14 protein-coding genes are annotated in these 15,086 nt (G+C 62.3%); 1 reads left to right on the top strand and 13 read right to left on the bottom strand.

Translation table 11 applies throughout. From position 1 onward, the window contains the following. Nucleotides 1–7: 7 nt before the first annotated feature. From thiF to argH, 4 genes are all read right to left on the bottom strand, one after another. Nucleotides 8–817: a thiazole biosynthesis adenylyltransferase ThiF gene (gene thiF / locus BLLJ_RS02905; protein ID WP_007056327.1), complete on the bottom strand. Its 810-nt coding sequence runs from the start codon at nt 815–817 to the stop codon at nt 8–10. Nucleotides 818–893: 76 nt separating this feature from the next. Further along, nucleotides 894–1,763, bottom strand: a complete 870-nt coding sequence (locus BLLJ_RS02900; RefSeq protein ID WP_003828815.1) for a thiazole synthase — start codon at nt 1,761–1,763, stop codon at nt 894–896. 11 nt (nt 1,764–1,774) lie between these two features. Further along, on the bottom strand, nt 1,775–1,969 hold the full coding sequence (gene thiS, locus BLLJ_RS02895) for a sulfur carrier protein ThiS (RefSeq protein WP_007051161.1): 195 nt from the start codon (nt 1,967–1,969) through the stop codon (nt 1,775–1,777). 348 nt (nt 1,970–2,317) lie between these two features. After that, nucleotides 2,318–3,790: an argininosuccinate lyase gene (argH, locus tag BLLJ_RS02890; RefSeq protein WP_007051162.1), complete on the bottom strand. Its 1,473-nt coding sequence runs from the start codon at nt 3,788–3,790 to the stop codon at nt 2,318–2,320. Between the two features lie 9 nt (nt 3,791–3,799). Between argH and BLLJ_RS10295 the strand changes: the two genes are divergently transcribed. Beyond that, nucleotides 3,800–4,018 (top strand): type II toxin-antitoxin system YoeB family toxin, encoded by a 219-nt coding sequence (locus BLLJ_RS10295; RefSeq protein WP_007056876.1) that lies wholly within the window; start codon nt 3,800–3,802, stop codon nt 4,016–4,018. 218 nt (nt 4,019–4,236) lie between these two features. Here BLLJ_RS10295 and BLLJ_RS02885 read toward each other — a convergent pair whose 3' ends face one another. The 9 genes from BLLJ_RS02885 to pheT all read right to left on the bottom strand — a co-directional run bounded on the left by BLLJ_RS02885 (nt 4,237) and on the right by pheT (nt 15,080). After that, nucleotides 4,237–5,475, bottom strand: a complete 1,239-nt coding sequence (locus BLLJ_RS02885; protein ID WP_007053609.1) for an argininosuccinate synthase — start codon at nt 5,473–5,475, stop codon at nt 4,237–4,239. Between the two features lie 82 nt (nt 5,476–5,557). Then, nucleotides 5,558–6,070, bottom strand: coding sequence for an arginine repressor (gene argR, locus BLLJ_RS02880; protein WP_013582468.1), 513 nt, complete (start codon nt 6,068–6,070; stop codon nt 5,558–5,560). Then, entirely contained in the window at nt 6,067–7,032 is a 966-nt protein-coding gene (gene argF, locus BLLJ_RS02875; RefSeq protein WP_013582467.1) for an ornithine carbamoyltransferase, read from the bottom strand. Before argF ends, argR begins: the two co-directional genes overlap by 4 nt. A 43-nt stretch (nt 7,033–7,075) precedes the next feature. Then, complete coding sequence (locus BLLJ_RS02870; RefSeq protein WP_013582466.1) at nt 7,076–8,371, bottom strand: acetylornithine transaminase; 1,296 nt, start codon at nt 8,369–8,371, stop codon at nt 7,076–7,078. Beyond that, complete coding sequence (gene argB, locus BLLJ_RS02865) at nt 8,361–9,317, bottom strand: acetylglutamate kinase (protein ID WP_011068277.1); 957 nt, start codon at nt 9,315–9,317, stop codon at nt 8,361–8,363. The genes BLLJ_RS02870 and argB overlap by 11 nt, the downstream gene beginning before the upstream one ends. A 71-nt stretch (nt 9,318–9,388) precedes the next feature. Further along, nucleotides 9,389–10,564 (bottom strand): bifunctional glutamate N-acetyltransferase/amino-acid acetyltransferase ArgJ, encoded by a 1,176-nt coding sequence (gene argJ, locus BLLJ_RS02860; RefSeq protein WP_007053613.1) that lies wholly within the window; start codon nt 10,562–10,564, stop codon nt 9,389–9,391. Continuing rightward, complete coding sequence (gene argC, locus BLLJ_RS02855) at nt 10,561–11,655, bottom strand: N-acetyl-gamma-glutamyl-phosphate reductase (RefSeq protein WP_012471942.1); 1,095 nt, start codon at nt 11,653–11,655, stop codon at nt 10,561–10,563. The genes argJ and argC overlap by 4 nt, the downstream gene beginning before the upstream one ends. Nucleotides 11,656–11,753: 98 nt before the next feature. Next, nucleotides 11,754–12,440 carry a hypothetical protein gene (locus BLLJ_RS02850; RefSeq protein WP_007056863.1) on the bottom strand — a complete coding sequence of 229 codons (687 nt, stop codon included), beginning with the start codon at nt 12,438–12,440 and terminating at the stop codon, nt 11,754–11,756. Between the two features lie 30 nt (nt 12,441–12,470). Continuing rightward, nucleotides 12,471–15,080, bottom strand: a complete 2,610-nt coding sequence (gene pheT / locus BLLJ_RS02845; RefSeq protein ID WP_013411020.1) for a phenylalanine--tRNA ligase subunit beta — start codon at nt 15,078–15,080, stop codon at nt 12,471–12,473. Between the last annotated feature and the right edge of the window lie 6 nt (nt 15,081–15,086).

The raw sequence follows: 15,086 nt of genomic DNA, 5'->3' as shown, positions 1-15,086 counted from the left end.
CATAGCTCTAAATCGCGCAGGCCGGCTGAATATAGTTGGCCGGATCAATAGCAGTAATGGTCGGCTGCTCACCGCACACCGGGCAATCCGGCACATGCTTTGGCAGTGGGACCCGTCGAATATTCATGGTCAGGGCATCCACAGTGAGCATGCGAGCCACGAGCGGCTCCCCCACGCCGGCAATCAGCTTGACGGCCTCAGTCGCCTCCAGACTGCCGATCACGCCGACCACCGCGCCCAGTACGCCGGCTTCCTTGCAGGTCGGAATCTCACCGGCGGCGGGCAGGTCGCGGAAGATGCAGCGGTAGCAGGGGCCTTCGCCGGGAATGACGGTCATCACCTGACCGGCGAATCCGACCACGCCGGCATGGATATACGGCTTGCCGGCCAGCACGCAGGCGTCATTGATGAGGAATTTTGCGGCGAAGTTGTCGGTGGCATCGATCACCAGATCGTACGGTTCGATGAGGCCGGCGATGTTGCTCGCGTCGACGAGCTCGTAGTAGGTATCAACCGTCACATCCGGGTTGAGCGCGCGGATGGCTGTGGCCGCGGATTCCACTTTGGGCGCTCCGACACGTGCAGTGGTATGGATGATTTGGCGTTGCAGATTGCTCATATCCACCACATCGCCGTCCACCAGTCCGATATGGCCGACGCCGGCCGCCGCCAGATACAGGGCGGCCGGAGAACCAAGACCGCCCGCTCCGATGATGAGCACGCTGGAGGCCAGCAACCGCTTTTGCCCTTTGACCCCCACACCCTTCAAAATCAGATGGCGCGCGTACCGCTCCACCTGTTCATCAGTCAATGCCATGTTTTCTCCATGTTTCCATCTCCCCTCAGTCCGCTACGCGGCCAGCTCCCCTCAGAGAGGGGAGCTAATAAAAGTGTCAGTGCAAATACCCCGTAGTCGGGCTGGACGGCACAGCCTGTCCCTCGGTCACTTTGCCAAGGCCAGACAAATACGCCGCACGACCAGCATCGATGGCGTGCTTGAACGCCTCAGCCATCAGCGGGATATTGCCAGCAGAGGCAACGGCCGTGTACGCCATCACCGCATCCGCACCCATCTCCATCGCATCGCAGGCCTGGCTCGGACGGCCGATACCAGCGTCGATGATGACCGGCACATGCGCGTTGGCGATGATGATTTCGATGAAGTCACGCATGCGCAGGCCCATATTGGAGCCGATCAACGAACCGAGCGGCATAACGGCAGCGGCACCGGCCTCCTCCAGCTGACGGGCCGCAATCGGGTCCGGGAACATGTAGGGCATGACCACGAAGCCTTCCTTGGCCAGCATTTCGGTGGCTCGGATGGTTTCGGCGTTGTCCGGCAAGAGGTACTTGGTCTCGTGTTCGATTTCGACCTTGACGAAGTCGGTGTGGCACACTTCGCGTGCCAGTCGGGCGATACGCACGGCTTCCTCGGCGTTGCGCGCACCGGAGGTGTTGGGCAGCAGCGTAATGCCTTCGGGAATGTAGTCGAGCACGCTGTTCTCGGTGGTCTGCGCGCGGCGCAGTGCCATGGTGACGATTTGCGTGCCTGCATGTTCGACCGTAGCCTTGATGAGGTTCAGGTCGTAGCGGCCGGAGCCCAGAATGAATCGCGACTGGAACTCGTGACCGCCCAGGTTCAGCGGCTTGTCTTCCACCGGGAGAATCGGCGCGGCGGTGCCGACCGGATTGGTGACGGCGGGCTGCGGCGGCAGCGGAGTCGCCTCAACAGATGCTTCAGTAACCGGATTAATATTGCTCATAGCTTTTCCTTTCATCCACCCTGTACAAACTGCACAATTTCCATGACGCACTGGTCGTCGAGCATGGCGTCGGCACGCTTATCGCGCGGGATAATCTCACCATTGAGTTCGATGGCCACACGCTCGGCGCGGAATCCGTGCGCTTCGAGATAATCGGCGACGCTGACCGGCGTCTCGAGCGTGACCTGCTCTCCGTTGACCTGCATAATATCCTTTCAGATAGTAAAAAAGGGTGCACGAAACGAACCGTACCTTAAGTGGTGCGCCCATTCATGAACCCAATCATGCGACCGTTCGACCGCTGTGATGTATTGGCTCCATCACGACCGTCTCACGGCTGAATTATGCAAACGGAATGAAAGCTGTATCGGAGAACCCGGCAAATCTGCGACAACGATTCCTTACGGCGGCATGACCCGCGTCAAGTTCCCCGGTCGAAGTCTGGCGACTTCCTCTCAGCCTCACGGCTCCCGTTCGTTACGGTTTCTCAGTGTATGCCGTTGCAGTGACAACAACAAAATAGAGCTCCCTCATCAGAGGGAGCTTCATTGGGACTAGAACGTGCCGGGGGCTTTGTAGGCGGAGCCATCCGACGTGGATGCGGGGAAGAGCTTGAGTTCTTCGACCTCGGCCTTGGCGTCGGCGATCTGCTCGCGCACGCGACCGTAAGCGGTGCCGCCCTTGCCGTTGCGGGAGTCGACCGAACCGTGGCTGGAGAGCACTTCGCGTACTCCCGGAGCCTTGTCGGCCGGCAGGAACGCGGCGAAGGTCTCGATGAAGTCATTGTCGGTCAGATCCCACAGTTCCTGGCCGCGGCCTTCGGCGAGCTTGACGCAGGCACCAGAGAGCTCGTGCGCGTGGCGGAACGGCACCCCGTTCTTGACGAGCCATTCGGCGATGTCGGTGGCCAGCGCGAAGCCGGTCGGAGCTTCCTCTTCCAGGCGGTCGCCGTCGAAGTGCATGGTCCTGACCATGCCGGTGAAGGCGGGCAGCAGCACTTCTAGCGTATCGACCTGGTCGAACACGGCCTCCTTGTCTTCCTGCAGATCGCGAGCGTAGGCGGTGGGCAGGCCCTTCAGGGTGGCCAGCAGGCCGGTCAGATCGCCGATGAGTCGGCCGGACTTGCCGCGGGCGAGCTCGGCGATATCCGGGTTCTTCTTCTGCGGCATGATGGAGGAGCCGGTGGAATAGCCGTCGTCGAGCTTGACGAAGGCGAACTCCTGGGTGTTCCAGATGATGATCTCCTCGGACAGGCGGGAGATGTCCACGCCGGTCATGGCGGCCACGAACGCGAATTCGGCCACGAGATCACGTGCGGCGGTGCCATCGATGGAGTTGTCGGTCACGCGGGAGAAGCCGAGCTCACGCGCCACGGCCTCCGGGTCGAGGCCGAGCGTGTTGCCGGCCAGTGCGCCGGAGCCGTACGGGGAGGCGTTGATGCGCTTGTCCCAGTCGATCAGTCGCTGCACGTCGCGAATCAGCGGCCAAGCGTGGGCCATGAGCTGGTGCGCGAGCAGCACGGGCTGGGCGTGCTGCATGTGGGTGCGGCCCGGCATCACGGTGCGGCCGGCCTTTTCGCTCTGCTCGATCAGGGCGTTGACGAGGTCAAGCAGGAGTCCGGCGATTACGCGGGAGTGACGGCGCAACCACATGCGAATCAGGCAGGCGATCTGGTCGTTGCGGGAACGGCCGGCCCTGAGCTTGCCGCCGAGTTCATCGCCGGCAATGTCAATCAGACCGCGTTCGAGGGCGGTGGCCTCGTCCTCATCGTCTTCGATGGGGGCGAAGGAGCCATCGTCAACGTGGCGCTGGAGCGTGTCGAGCGCATCCTCCATGCGCTGCAGCTCGTCGGCGGTCAGAAGTCCCGCACGGCCGAGAGCACGGGCGTGGGCGCGGGAACCGGCGATGTCGTCGTCGGCCAAGCGCCAGTCGAACTGCGTGGACTTGGACAGTCGGGCCAATTCCGGCGACGGACCAGACGTAAAGCGACCACCCCACAGGGCCAGATGTTCGTTGTTCTCAGTCATGAAGGCTCCTTGAAACCATGGATTGCAAACAAATCAGACTGCTTGTCAGACTATCAGCGTTGGGCTACATACCGGTGGATTCAAGTTGTTCGTATTCCATGGCGGCAATGTCAGGGATACTGGTCACGTCGTATTGATGAAAAGAACCGCATCGTATACCGCATTACGGGTAACGATGTTCAAAACCTGGAAATAGCCGTCTGCCGAACTCATTACGGAGAGCACTGAGCTTCTTCCGTCATCGGCAAAAAAAAACGAGGGGAGCACGAGCATAATCTTTGCTCGTACTCCCCTCAGTCATCTGCGGCGACAGCGTCCTGTAATTACGGACAGCCTGACGGCTGCTGATTGTTGGCTCACTGTCGTTCGCACCTCACCTGCAAACAGCCCACTGGGCTGTTTGCTTTACGGCGCGACCCCTCAACGAGGGGAGCCAAAGTAAATGATTACTCGACGGTGTTCTTCGGGACCTCGATGCCGTTGCCGAACTTGACGTCGCGGGCTGCGGCCACGCGGGACGGCAGGCCATAGATGTCGATGAAGCCGTTGGAGGACCTCTGGTCGAAGGTATCGCCGGAATCGTAGGTGGCGAGCTTGTAGTCGTACAGCGAGGAGTCGGAACGACGGCCGGTCACCACGGCGCGGCCACCGTGCAGGACCATGCGAATCTCACCGGACACGTACTTCTGGGTGTCTTCGATGAAGGCGTTGAGCGACTGGGTTGCCGGGGAGAACCACTGCGCATCGTAAACCAGCTCGCCCCAGCGCTTGTCGATGTCGCGCTTGATGCGGTGCTGTTCGCGTTCGAGGCAGCAGTTTTCGAGTTCCTGGTGAGCGGTGATCAGAGCCACGGCACCCGGAGCCTCGTACAGCTCGCGGGACTTGATGCCGACCAGGCGGTCCTCGATGAGGTCGATGCGGCCGATGCCCTGGGCTCCGGCGCGGCGGTTCATCTCTTCGATGGCCTGCAGCGGGGTGACGTCACGTCCATCGATCTTGACCGGCACACCTTCCTTGAACTCGATGACGACTTCATCTTCGACCGGCGGGAAGGCCGGGTCGTCGGTGTAGGAGTAGCAGTCCTTGGTCGGGCCGTTCCACGGATCCTCAAGGAAGCCGGTCTCAATGGCGCGGCCCCATACGTTCTGGTCGATGGAGTACGGGGACTTCTCGGTCTGGGTGATCGGCAACTTGTGCTCCTTGGCGAACGCGATCTCGACGTCGCGGGTCAGGGACAGGTCGCGAATCGGGCTGATGGCCTTCAGCGTCGGGTCGATGGAGGCGATGGAGACCTCGAAACGAACCTGGTCGTTGCCCTTGCCGGTGCAACCGTGGGAGATGGTGTCGGCGCCGAACTGGTGGGCGGCGCGCACGAGGTGCTTGGAGATCAGCGGACGGGAGATGGCGGAGACCAGCGGGTAGACGCCTTCGTACATGGCGTTGGCCTTGAGGGCCTTCATGCAATATTCGTTGGCGAACTCGTCACGGGCGTCGACCACGTAGGATTCGACGGCTCCGCAGGCAAGGGCGCGCTGCTTGATGGTCTCGAGGCTTTCGCCGCCCTGGCCGACGTCGAGGGACACGGCCACGACGTCCTTGCCGGTGCGCTCCTTCAGGTACGAGATGGCGACGGATGTGTCAAGACCGCCGGAGTAGGCCAGAACAATGCGCTTGTTATCTGCCATTGGTTCCCTTTCGTTCAAGGTCTGAAAAACAAACTGATGCAAGTATATACAGAGGACTGTATATTTATGCACGGCGTGTTGGTCATTTGGAGGCGAGGCTTAGTAGCCAGTCGGAGCGGGAGACGGCGGTGTCGTCATTGGTGCAAATCACCATGACGGTGTCGTCTCCGGCGATGGTGCCCAGCACGCCTTCGATCGGCTGCCTGTCAATCACCGAGGCCACGTATTGTGCGGCACCGGAAGGCGTGTGCACCACAACCAGATTTCCGGCGGCGGCCACCGAGGTGACCAGTCCGTTCAGCACGCGGGACATCTGTGCCTCACCGCGCTCCCCTACATCCTCACCTTCTGAAGCAACGACGCTGCGACCCACCGCGTAGGCCACCGTACCGTCCTTCAACCGGGTCTTCACCGCGTGCATCTCGTCAAGGTCGCGGCTCAGCGTCGCCTGAGTCACCGCAATGCCCTCGTCGATAAGGATTTTGGACAGCTGTGATTGCGAGGTGATGATATGCGTGGCGAGCGCCTGTTCTATGGCACTCAGCCGCGCCGCCCTGGTGGCAGGGCGCTGCAGGGACGGACCGGTTTCACTCATGCGAGCAGGCTTTCGTCTCCACGGGCCTTGCCGGTCAACCAAGTCAGCAACGCTTTCTGTGCGTGCAGACGGTTCTCGGCCTCATCCCACACCACGGACTGCGGGCCGTCGATCACTTCAGCGGTGACTTCCTTGCCGCGGTAGGCGGGCAGGCAGTGCTGGAAGAGCGCATCCGGCTTGGCCAATGCCATAAGTTCGGTGTTGACCTGGTAATCCCAGAACGGCTTGGAACGGATGGCGTATTCGGCTTCCTCGCCCATGGAGACCCAGGTGTCGGTGAACACGCAGTCGGCGTCCTGCACCGCTTCCTTGGCATCGGTGGTGACCAGGATGGAGCCGCCGGTCTCGGCCGCGATGCGCTTGGCGTCGGCCACGATGTCCGGGCGGGGCAGGTAGCCGTGGGGGCCGGCCACGCGCACGTCCATGCCGGCCACGGCACCGCCGAGCAGGTAGGAGTTGGCCATGTTGTTGGCCGCGTCACCGAGGTAGGCGATGGTCTGGTTCTTCAGGTTGTCGACGCCGCCTCGGTGCTCGGCGATGGTCTGGAAGTCGGCGAGAATCTGGCAGGGATGGAAGTCATCGGTCAGGGCGTTGACCACCGGATGGGTGGAGTACTTGGCCATTTCTTCGACGCGGTCCTGACCGAAGGTGCGCCACACCACGCCGTAAGCCATGCGGTCGAGCACACGAGCGGTATCGGCCACGGGCTCGCCACGGCCCAGCTGGGAGCCGGACTTGTCGATGACCAGCGGGTAACCGCCAAGCTCGGCAACGCCGATGGAGAAGCTGGAACGGGTGCGGGTGGAGGGCTTGTCGAACAGTACGGCGACGGCCTGCGGACCGGCGAACGGCTGCTTGTAGAAGCGGTCGTGGTGGAACTTGATGGCAAGTTCGAGCACCTGCTTCTGTTCCTCATGGTTGAGGTCGTCGTCACGCAGCATGTGGCGAAGTTCTGGGGTCATGATGATCTCCTTGGATCGGTGGGGCGGCAGTGACGGAGAGAAATCAGTCGTCGGGCAGGTCCGTAGGCACATCCTTGAGGATGGCAAGTGCCTGATCCACGTCTTGTGCGGTTATAATCAGCGGCGGTGCGAAACGCAGCGCATTGGGAGCCACCGCGTTGACGATGAGCCCGTGTTCGAGGCAGTAGTTCATCACCGCGTGGGAGCAGGGATGCTTGAGCTCGACGGCGTCCAGCAAACCACGACCGCGTACGGAAACGAACAGCGGATTACCGGTGGCCATAATGCCATCGCGCAGCTGTTCGCCGCGAGCTTCGGCGTTGGCCACCAGATTCTCGTCTTCAATCACGCCAAGAGTGGCGAGTCCCGCAGCCGCACCCAGCGGATTGCCGGCAAAGGTGGAGCCGTGGGAACCAGGAGTGAACAGAGCCGCAAGTTTCTCGCCGAAAGCGATCATGCCGCCCATCGGGAATCCGCCTGCCACGCCCTTGGCGAAAGTCACCATATCCGGCGTCACGCCGCCGGACAGATCGTCACGCTGGAATGCGAACCACTTGCCGGTACGTCCGATACCGGTCTGTACTTCATCGATGATGAGCAGCGCGTGGTTGATATCGCACAGTTCGTGCACGAACTTGACGTAATCGGCGCCCAACGGCTGTACGCCGGCTTCGCCCTGGATAAGTTCCAGAATCACAGCAGCCACCGGACCCTTGCCATAGCGGCCGAGACCGGTCTGTGCAAAAGCGTCGTGCAGGGCGACCTTGTCGCCGGCGCGTACGAATTCAATGTTCGGCACCAGCGGATCATACGGCTTGCGGATACCGGGTTTCCATGTGGCGGACAGCGCACCCATCGTACGGCCATGGAAGCCGTGAGTCATTGCGAGAATGCGTGCGGGCTTGCCGCCGATGGAAGGCAGGGCACCAGGCAAGGTGCGGCCATACAGCTTGGCAAGCTTGAGGGCAGCTTCATTGCCTTCAGCACCGGAGTTGCCGAAGTAGACTTTGGAGCCTTCAGGTGCACCAGCCAGCTTGACCAGTTTGGATGCCAGCTCAATTTGCGGCTCGGACGCGAAATAGTTGCTGATATGAGCCACCTTGGCAGCCTGATCGGCAACCGCCTTGACCCACTTGGGGTGGGCGTATCCGAGGGAATTGACGGCGATGCCTGCCAGGAAATCGAGGTATTCGTTACCGTCAACATCCCAGATGTGGGCACCTTGGCCGTGATCCATGACGCGCAACGGCGTACCGAACACATTCATGTGGACCTGAGAGTACTCTCCCAGCCACTTGCTGTCTTCCGTACCTAGTTTTTCCTCATGCTCAGTAGCCATAAGAGCTCCTCATTTCCAGTCCTTCATCGGGCATAACCATGGTACCGATGCCTGCGGAGGTGAATATCTCGTTCAAAATCGAATGCGGCTTGCGCCCGTCGATGACATGGGCTTGGGGCACGCCACCGTCGATGGCCCTGACACAGGCCTCCATCTTGGGTCGCATACCGGATTCCAGGTCCGGCAGCATATCGCGCAGGTTTTCCACACCGATCCGGCCAATCAGAGAATTCTTATCCGGCCAATCGGCGTACAGACCATCCACATCAGTCAAGATAACGAGCTTGTGCGCGCCCACAGCGGCAGCCAAAGCGGCGGCGGCGGAATCAGCGTTCACGTTGAGCACTTCAGTGGCATCTTCTTCGTTCGGAGCCACGGAAGAGACGACCGGGATACGACCGGCAGCCACCAGATCCTCGACTGCCGAGGCATCGACGGAAACCACGTCGCCGACCAGGCCGATATCGGTGGGCTTGCCATCGATGACGGGCCTGCGCTGCATGGCCGAGAACAGGCCGCCGTCTTCACCGGACATGCCTACGGCCAGCGGGCCGTGCGCGTTGATCAGGCCTACCAGTTCGCGTGACACCTTGCCGGTCAGAACCATGCGCACCACATCCATGGCCTCGGGGGTGGTGACCCTCAGGCCGCCTTTGAATTCGGATTTGATGCCGAGGGCCTTGAGCATGTGGGAAATCTGCGGACCGCCGCCGTGCACGACGATCGGGTGCAGACCCACCTGACGCAGAAAGACCATGTCTTCGGCGAAGCACTGCTTCAGATGGTCATCGACCATGGCATTGCCGCCGTATTTGACGACGATACGCTGGCCGGCGAACTCCTCCAGCCATGGCAGCGCTTCAATAAGCACTTCTGCCTTCTGATCGGCGCGCAAATCGGTGTGCACGTCGAAATGGAACCCAGGTCCCTTCAATTCTGTAGACAATTTTTCTCTTTTCTGCGACGCCGGCGACGCTATCGCTGCCGGCTGCTACAAACAGCCCACTGGGCTGTTTGTCAGCTTTCGTAGTCGGCGTTGATGTGGACGTATTCGTGGGTGAGATCGTCGGTCCAGACGGTGGCCTCGGCGTCCGAGCCGGTGTTCAGGTCGATGTCAATGTGGACTTCGCGCGGGGTCATGTCGACCTCGCTACGGTCGCGGCCGGCACCGCCGTTCTCGCAGATGCGCACGCCGTTGACGTCCACGGTCACCTTGTTCGAATCGTAAGGCGCGACTTCAGGCGGCACAGTGCCCAGGGAGCTGACGATGCGGCCCCAGTTCGGATCGTTGCCGGAGATGGCGCACTTGAGCAGGTTCGAGGCGGCGACGGCACGACCACAGGCAAGTGCCGCGTCTTCGCTGGTGGCACCGGTGACGGTGATACGGATGTCGTGGGAGGCACCTTCGCCGTCGCCGATGATCTGGCGGGACAGGGATGCGCAGGCCTCACGCACCAGCTTGTTGAATTCGTCCTTGTCCGGTTCGACGCCAGAGGCACCGGAGGCGAGCAGCAGGACCGTGTCGTTGGTGGACATGCAGCCGTCCACGTCGATGCGGTTGAACGAATGTTCGGCAGCCACAGCGAGTGCGGCCTGCATCTGACCGGCGGAGACAACCGCATCGGTGGTGATGACGCACAGCATGGTGGCCAGCTGCGGGGCAATCATGCCCGAGCCCTTGACCATGCCGCCGATCTTCCAGCCGTTGGAGCCGGTCAGTTCGACCGTCTTCGGCTTGGTGTCGGTGGTCATGATGGCGTGGGAGGCGTCGGTGCCGGCTTCGGCGGTGGCGGCAAGAGCCTCATGGGCACTCTTGGCACCAGCCAGCACGTTGTCCAACGGCAGCAGTTCACCGATGAGACCGGTGGAGCAGACAGCCACATCATTCGGTTCGGCGCCGATGAGCCCGGCGACCGTTTCCGCGGTGGCGACGGACTGGGCGTAACCGGCCTCGCCGGTGCAGGCGTTGGCACCGCCGGAGTTCAGAATCACGGCCTTGACGTGACCGTCGGCGACGACCTTACGGCTCCACTGCACCGGGGCGGCACAGAAACGGTTCGAGGTGAACACGCCTGCAGCCGCGTCGAGCGGGCCGTTGTTGACCACGAGGGCCAAGTCCTTCTTGCCTTCGACGGATGAAATACCAGCCGCCACGCCGGCGGCGGAGAAACCTTGTGCAAATGTAACGCTCACGGTGCTACTCCGATCTTGGTCAGGCCCGCGTCTTCCGGCAGGCCTAGTGCGATGTTCAGTGATTGGACCGCTTGTCCGGCGGTACCACGGTTGAGGTTGTCGATGGCGGCAAAAGCGTAGATGCGGCCGGCCTTGCGGTCGGTGACGACCTGCAGGTGGGCTGCGTTGGATCCGATGATGTTGCCGGTGGCGGGCAGCGTGCCCTCGGGCAGCAGCACCATGAAGTCCTGACCTTCATAGGCCTTGGACCATACGGCGCGAATCTCCTCATCGCTCAGTGTCTTGGCCTTGTCCGTCATGCGGGCGGACACGGTGGCGAGGATACCTCGGGACATGGGAGCGAGAATCGGTGTGAAGCCGAGCGTGAATTCGCTGGCTTCGGCCGCGCTCTTGCCGGCCGCGTGGGCGAAGTTCTGCAGGATTTCGGGAATGTGGCGGTGCTTGCCGCCCACCGAATACGGCAGGGCGGATTGCAGGGCCTCGGCGGCAAGCAGGTTGGTGCGCTTGAGATTCTTGCCGGCACCCGAGTATCCGACGACCAGATCGGCCACGATATCCTGCGATTCAACCAGTCCTTCGGCGATGCCGGGCTGGAGGGCCAGCGTGGTGGCGGTGACGTTGCAGCCAGGACCTGCGATGCGCTTGGTGCCAGGAAGCGCCGCACGCTGGCGGGTGTAGGAGCCGTCCGCAGCTTTGCCGGTGATGAGCTCGGGCATGCCGTAGGTCCAATGCTCATAGAAATCGCCGCCGTAGAACTCATCCCAAGCGGCCTGTTCTTCGAGGCGATGGTCGGCGCCCAAATCCACAACCACGGCATTCGGATCGAGCTGCGAGGCGAGCTTGCCCGAAGCACCGTGCGGCAGTGCGAGGATGATAACGTCATGCCCGTTCAGCACTTCGGGCGTGGTATCTTCAACGACCAGATTGGCCAGTTGGGGAATATGCGGCATGTGCTTGGCCATCGACTCCCCCACTGAGGAATGGCCTGCCACGCAGGTGATGTCGAAGTCGGGGTGCGCGGCCAGAATGCGCAGCGCTTCACCGCCGGCATAGCCCGTGGCACCGGCCACGGCCACTGTATATTTCGCCATACTCATCTCTTTTCACTGATGTGTCTTCGGATGAGTATACGCGATTATGCAGACTATTGCATATTTATGCAGTGGGTGTGTTGGTATGTGAACGCTACTTATGCGGAGATGGAGTCGGAGGAGGAGCCGGTGCCGCCGGTCAGTTGCTGGAGGGCTTCCTGGTAAAGGCTCATGGCGTCATAGCCATTGAAGGCCATCCAGATGACGGCGATGGTGTACAGCACGTTGATTACCACGGCGGCCACGGCCAAACCGAAGCCCTTCATATGGAAAGTGCGCGTGCGCCACATTGCCACCGCGCCCATCAGTGCCGAGAGCACTGGCACCGGGAAGAACAGGGCGAGGATAAAGGAGATGATCGCATACGAATCCCAGTGCCCGTAGAGTGGGTTCTGGTTTGGATCGTTCAGGTCGATGCCGTGGTAATAATGCGGCTGGTGAGGCTGACCGTTCGGCTGTTGACCATACGGCTGGCCCTGCATGCCCGGGTACCCGCCCGGATATGCGCCCGGACCGGACTGTTGGCCGCCTTGAGCGTACGGCCAGCCGCCCGCCTGCTGATTGCCGGGCCACGCCGGCTGCTGACCATACGGCTGGCCAGCCTGCTGAGATTGTGCCGCGCCACCGTTATCGCCAGCGGCTGCGGCGGAATCCTTCTTAGTATCCGGCTCGGGAGCGCCATAAATATACGGGTTGTAATTCGGCCCGTATTGGCCAGACATAGCACCATATTCAGGCTGCTGGTACTGCCCGTATTTCGGCTTGTCCTGCTCCGGTTGGCTCATGGCGCTCCTCGATTCGGATGATTGGTTGGGTCAGGCGCGCAGCTGGGCGCCGATTTCGGCGGCCTCAGCCACGATGGCCTTGCGGATGGCGTCGCTGTCTTCGGCGGACAGCGTCTTGCTCGGCGAACGGAACACCACCGCATAGGCCAGGGACTTCTTGCCCTCGCCCACCTGTTCGCCGGTGAACACGTCGAACAGTTCGATGGATTCGAGGTTCGCGCCGGCGGCCTTGCGAATCACGTTCTCAAGCTGGCCTGCGGTCACGGTCTCGTCCACGGTGAAGGCCAAATCCTGCTTGACCGGCGGGAACGTGGAGATCGGCTTGGCCTGGACGGGCTTGCCGGTCAGCGTGGCGAACAGCGCGGTGAGGTTCAGCTCGAAGGCCGCGGAATGGGCCGGGAAGCCGAGCGCCTCGTTGACGCGCGGATGCAGTTCACCAACCCAGCCGGTGAAGACGTCGCCCACCATGACGCGGGCGGCGCGGCCGGGGTGCCATTGGACGGGCACATCGTCAGCGGCGGGCTGGTCGAGTTCGATTGCGGCACCGATACGGCCGGCGATGCGGCGCACGGCCTCGACGGCGTCGGACCAGTCGACCGGGCGCTTGCCGCCCATCCAGCCGTCGTCCTCGGCCAGACCGGTCAGGATGCCGGCCACATGGTCGGGCTGTTCGGGCAGACCGGCGTCAAGCGCGGCGAGCTGTTCGTCGGTGGGGCGCACGCCGCCGGGCAGTGCCGGGATGGCGGGCGCGTTCGGATCCCACAGGTAGACGTGGCCGAGCTCGTACAGGGACACGTTTTCGATGCCGCGGCGGATGTTGCGCTGCACGGTGGTGGCCAGGGTCGGCAGAATCTCGCGACGCAAGTACGGACGGTCGCCGTAGAGCGGGTTGGCGATCTCGACGCTGACCTTCTTGGTGGCTTCCGGGTCGAAGCCGAAGGCCTTGTAATCGTCGTCACCCACGAACGGGTAGCTCAGCGATTCGACCATGCCGAACTCGGCGAGCTCGTCCGCCACGCGACGGCGACGCTGCTGGTCCGGGGTCAGGCCCACCAGACCCTCGACCGGTGCCGGCGGCACGGTGATCGGAATCTGGTCGTAGCCGACCAGTCGGGCGACCTCCTCGACCAGGTCGCACGGCTCGTTCAAGTCCGGACGCCAGCTCGGCGCGGTTACGGCGAACTCACCGTTGCCGCCACCGGCCACCGTGCAGCCAATGTCGGTCAGGATGTCGGAGATGCGGTTGATGTCCACGTCGAGGCCGGCTACGCGGGCCACTTCGGAGGCCTTGAAGTGGATGGCCTTGGCGCGCGGCGTGTTGTTCACGTCGTTCGGGTGTTCGCTGGGCTCGCCGTTGCCGTACTTGGCCATGAGCTCGGCGGCCATCTGGGTGGCGGCAGGCTGCAGCGCGGTGTCGACGCCACGTTCGAAGCGACGGGAGGCCTCGGATGGAATCTTGTGGCGACGGGCCGAACGGGCAATGGTCACCTGATCGAAGTGCGCGGCCTCCAGAAGAATGTTCTTGGTGTCGGCGGTCACTTCGCCATACAGACCGCCCATCACACCGGCAAGGCCGAGGATGCGCGAGCCGCGTTCGCCGTTCGGCGAATCGGTGATAAGCAGATCTTCGACGCTCAGGTCATGTTCCTTGCCGTCCAGGGTGGTGAGTTTCTCACCCTCGTTGGCGCGGCGCACGACAATCGGGCCTTCGAGCTTGTCGAGGTCGTAGGCGTGCATCGGCTGGCCGAGGTCAAGCATCACGTAGTTGGTCACGTCCACGGCCAAGGAGATGGAGCGCATGCCGGCGCGAATCAGGCGGCGGCGCATCCAGTTGGGCGTGTGGGCGTTGGGATTGAAGTCCTTGACGATACGCGCGTAGTAGCGGTCGCAACCGGGCACGCCGTGAATCGGATTGTTATCGTCGATTTCAACATCGATGTCCACCGGGGTGCCGGGCTGGTAGTCAGCAGGTTCCGGGGCCTTCTCGTTGAGTGCCACGGCCGGATCGGTGTAGGCGGCACCGGTGGAGTGGTGGTACTCGCGGGCCACGCCACGGTAGGACAGCGTGTAGCCACGGTCCGGGGTGATGTTGATCTCAAGCAGAGGCTGGTCGAGGTGCAGCAGGTGCATGGCATCCTGACCAGGCTTCAGAGCCTCGTATTCAGCCTCGGAGAAGCCGTACTGACGCAGCAGGATGATGCCGTTGTGGTTGTCGCCCAGACCCAGCTCACGTTCGGAGGCACACATGCCGTTGGAGATGTGGCCGTAGGTCTTGCGCGGTTCGATCTTGAAGTCGCCGGGCAGCACGGCACCGGGCAGGGTGACGACGACCTTTTCGCCGGCCTTCATGTTGGGCGCGCCGCAGATGATGCCGCGCGGCACCTTGTTGCCGTCTTCGTCGGTCTCGTTCCATTCGTCGCCGCAGTCCACGTGGCACCAGTTGATGGTCTTGCCGTTCTTCTGCGGTTCGGGGGTGGCGTCGACCACGTAGCCGACCACAATCGGGCCGGTCACCTGAGAGGAGTGAATCTCCTCTTCCTCAAGACCCACCTTGACAAGGTCCTTGGCGAGCTGTTCGTAGGTCAGGCCTTCGGGAACCTCGACATGGTCCTTGAGCCAATCGATATCGATCATAGGCATGGCTGA

Source organism: Bifidobacterium longum subsp. longum JCM 1217 (assembly GCF_000196555.1).
Taxonomy (GTDB): Bacteria; Actinomycetota; Actinomycetes; order Actinomycetales; family Bifidobacteriaceae; genus Bifidobacterium; species Bifidobacterium longum.
The sequence above is the reverse complement of the archived record's forward strand: the minus strand, read 5'-3'. Positions and strand labels throughout refer to the sequence as shown.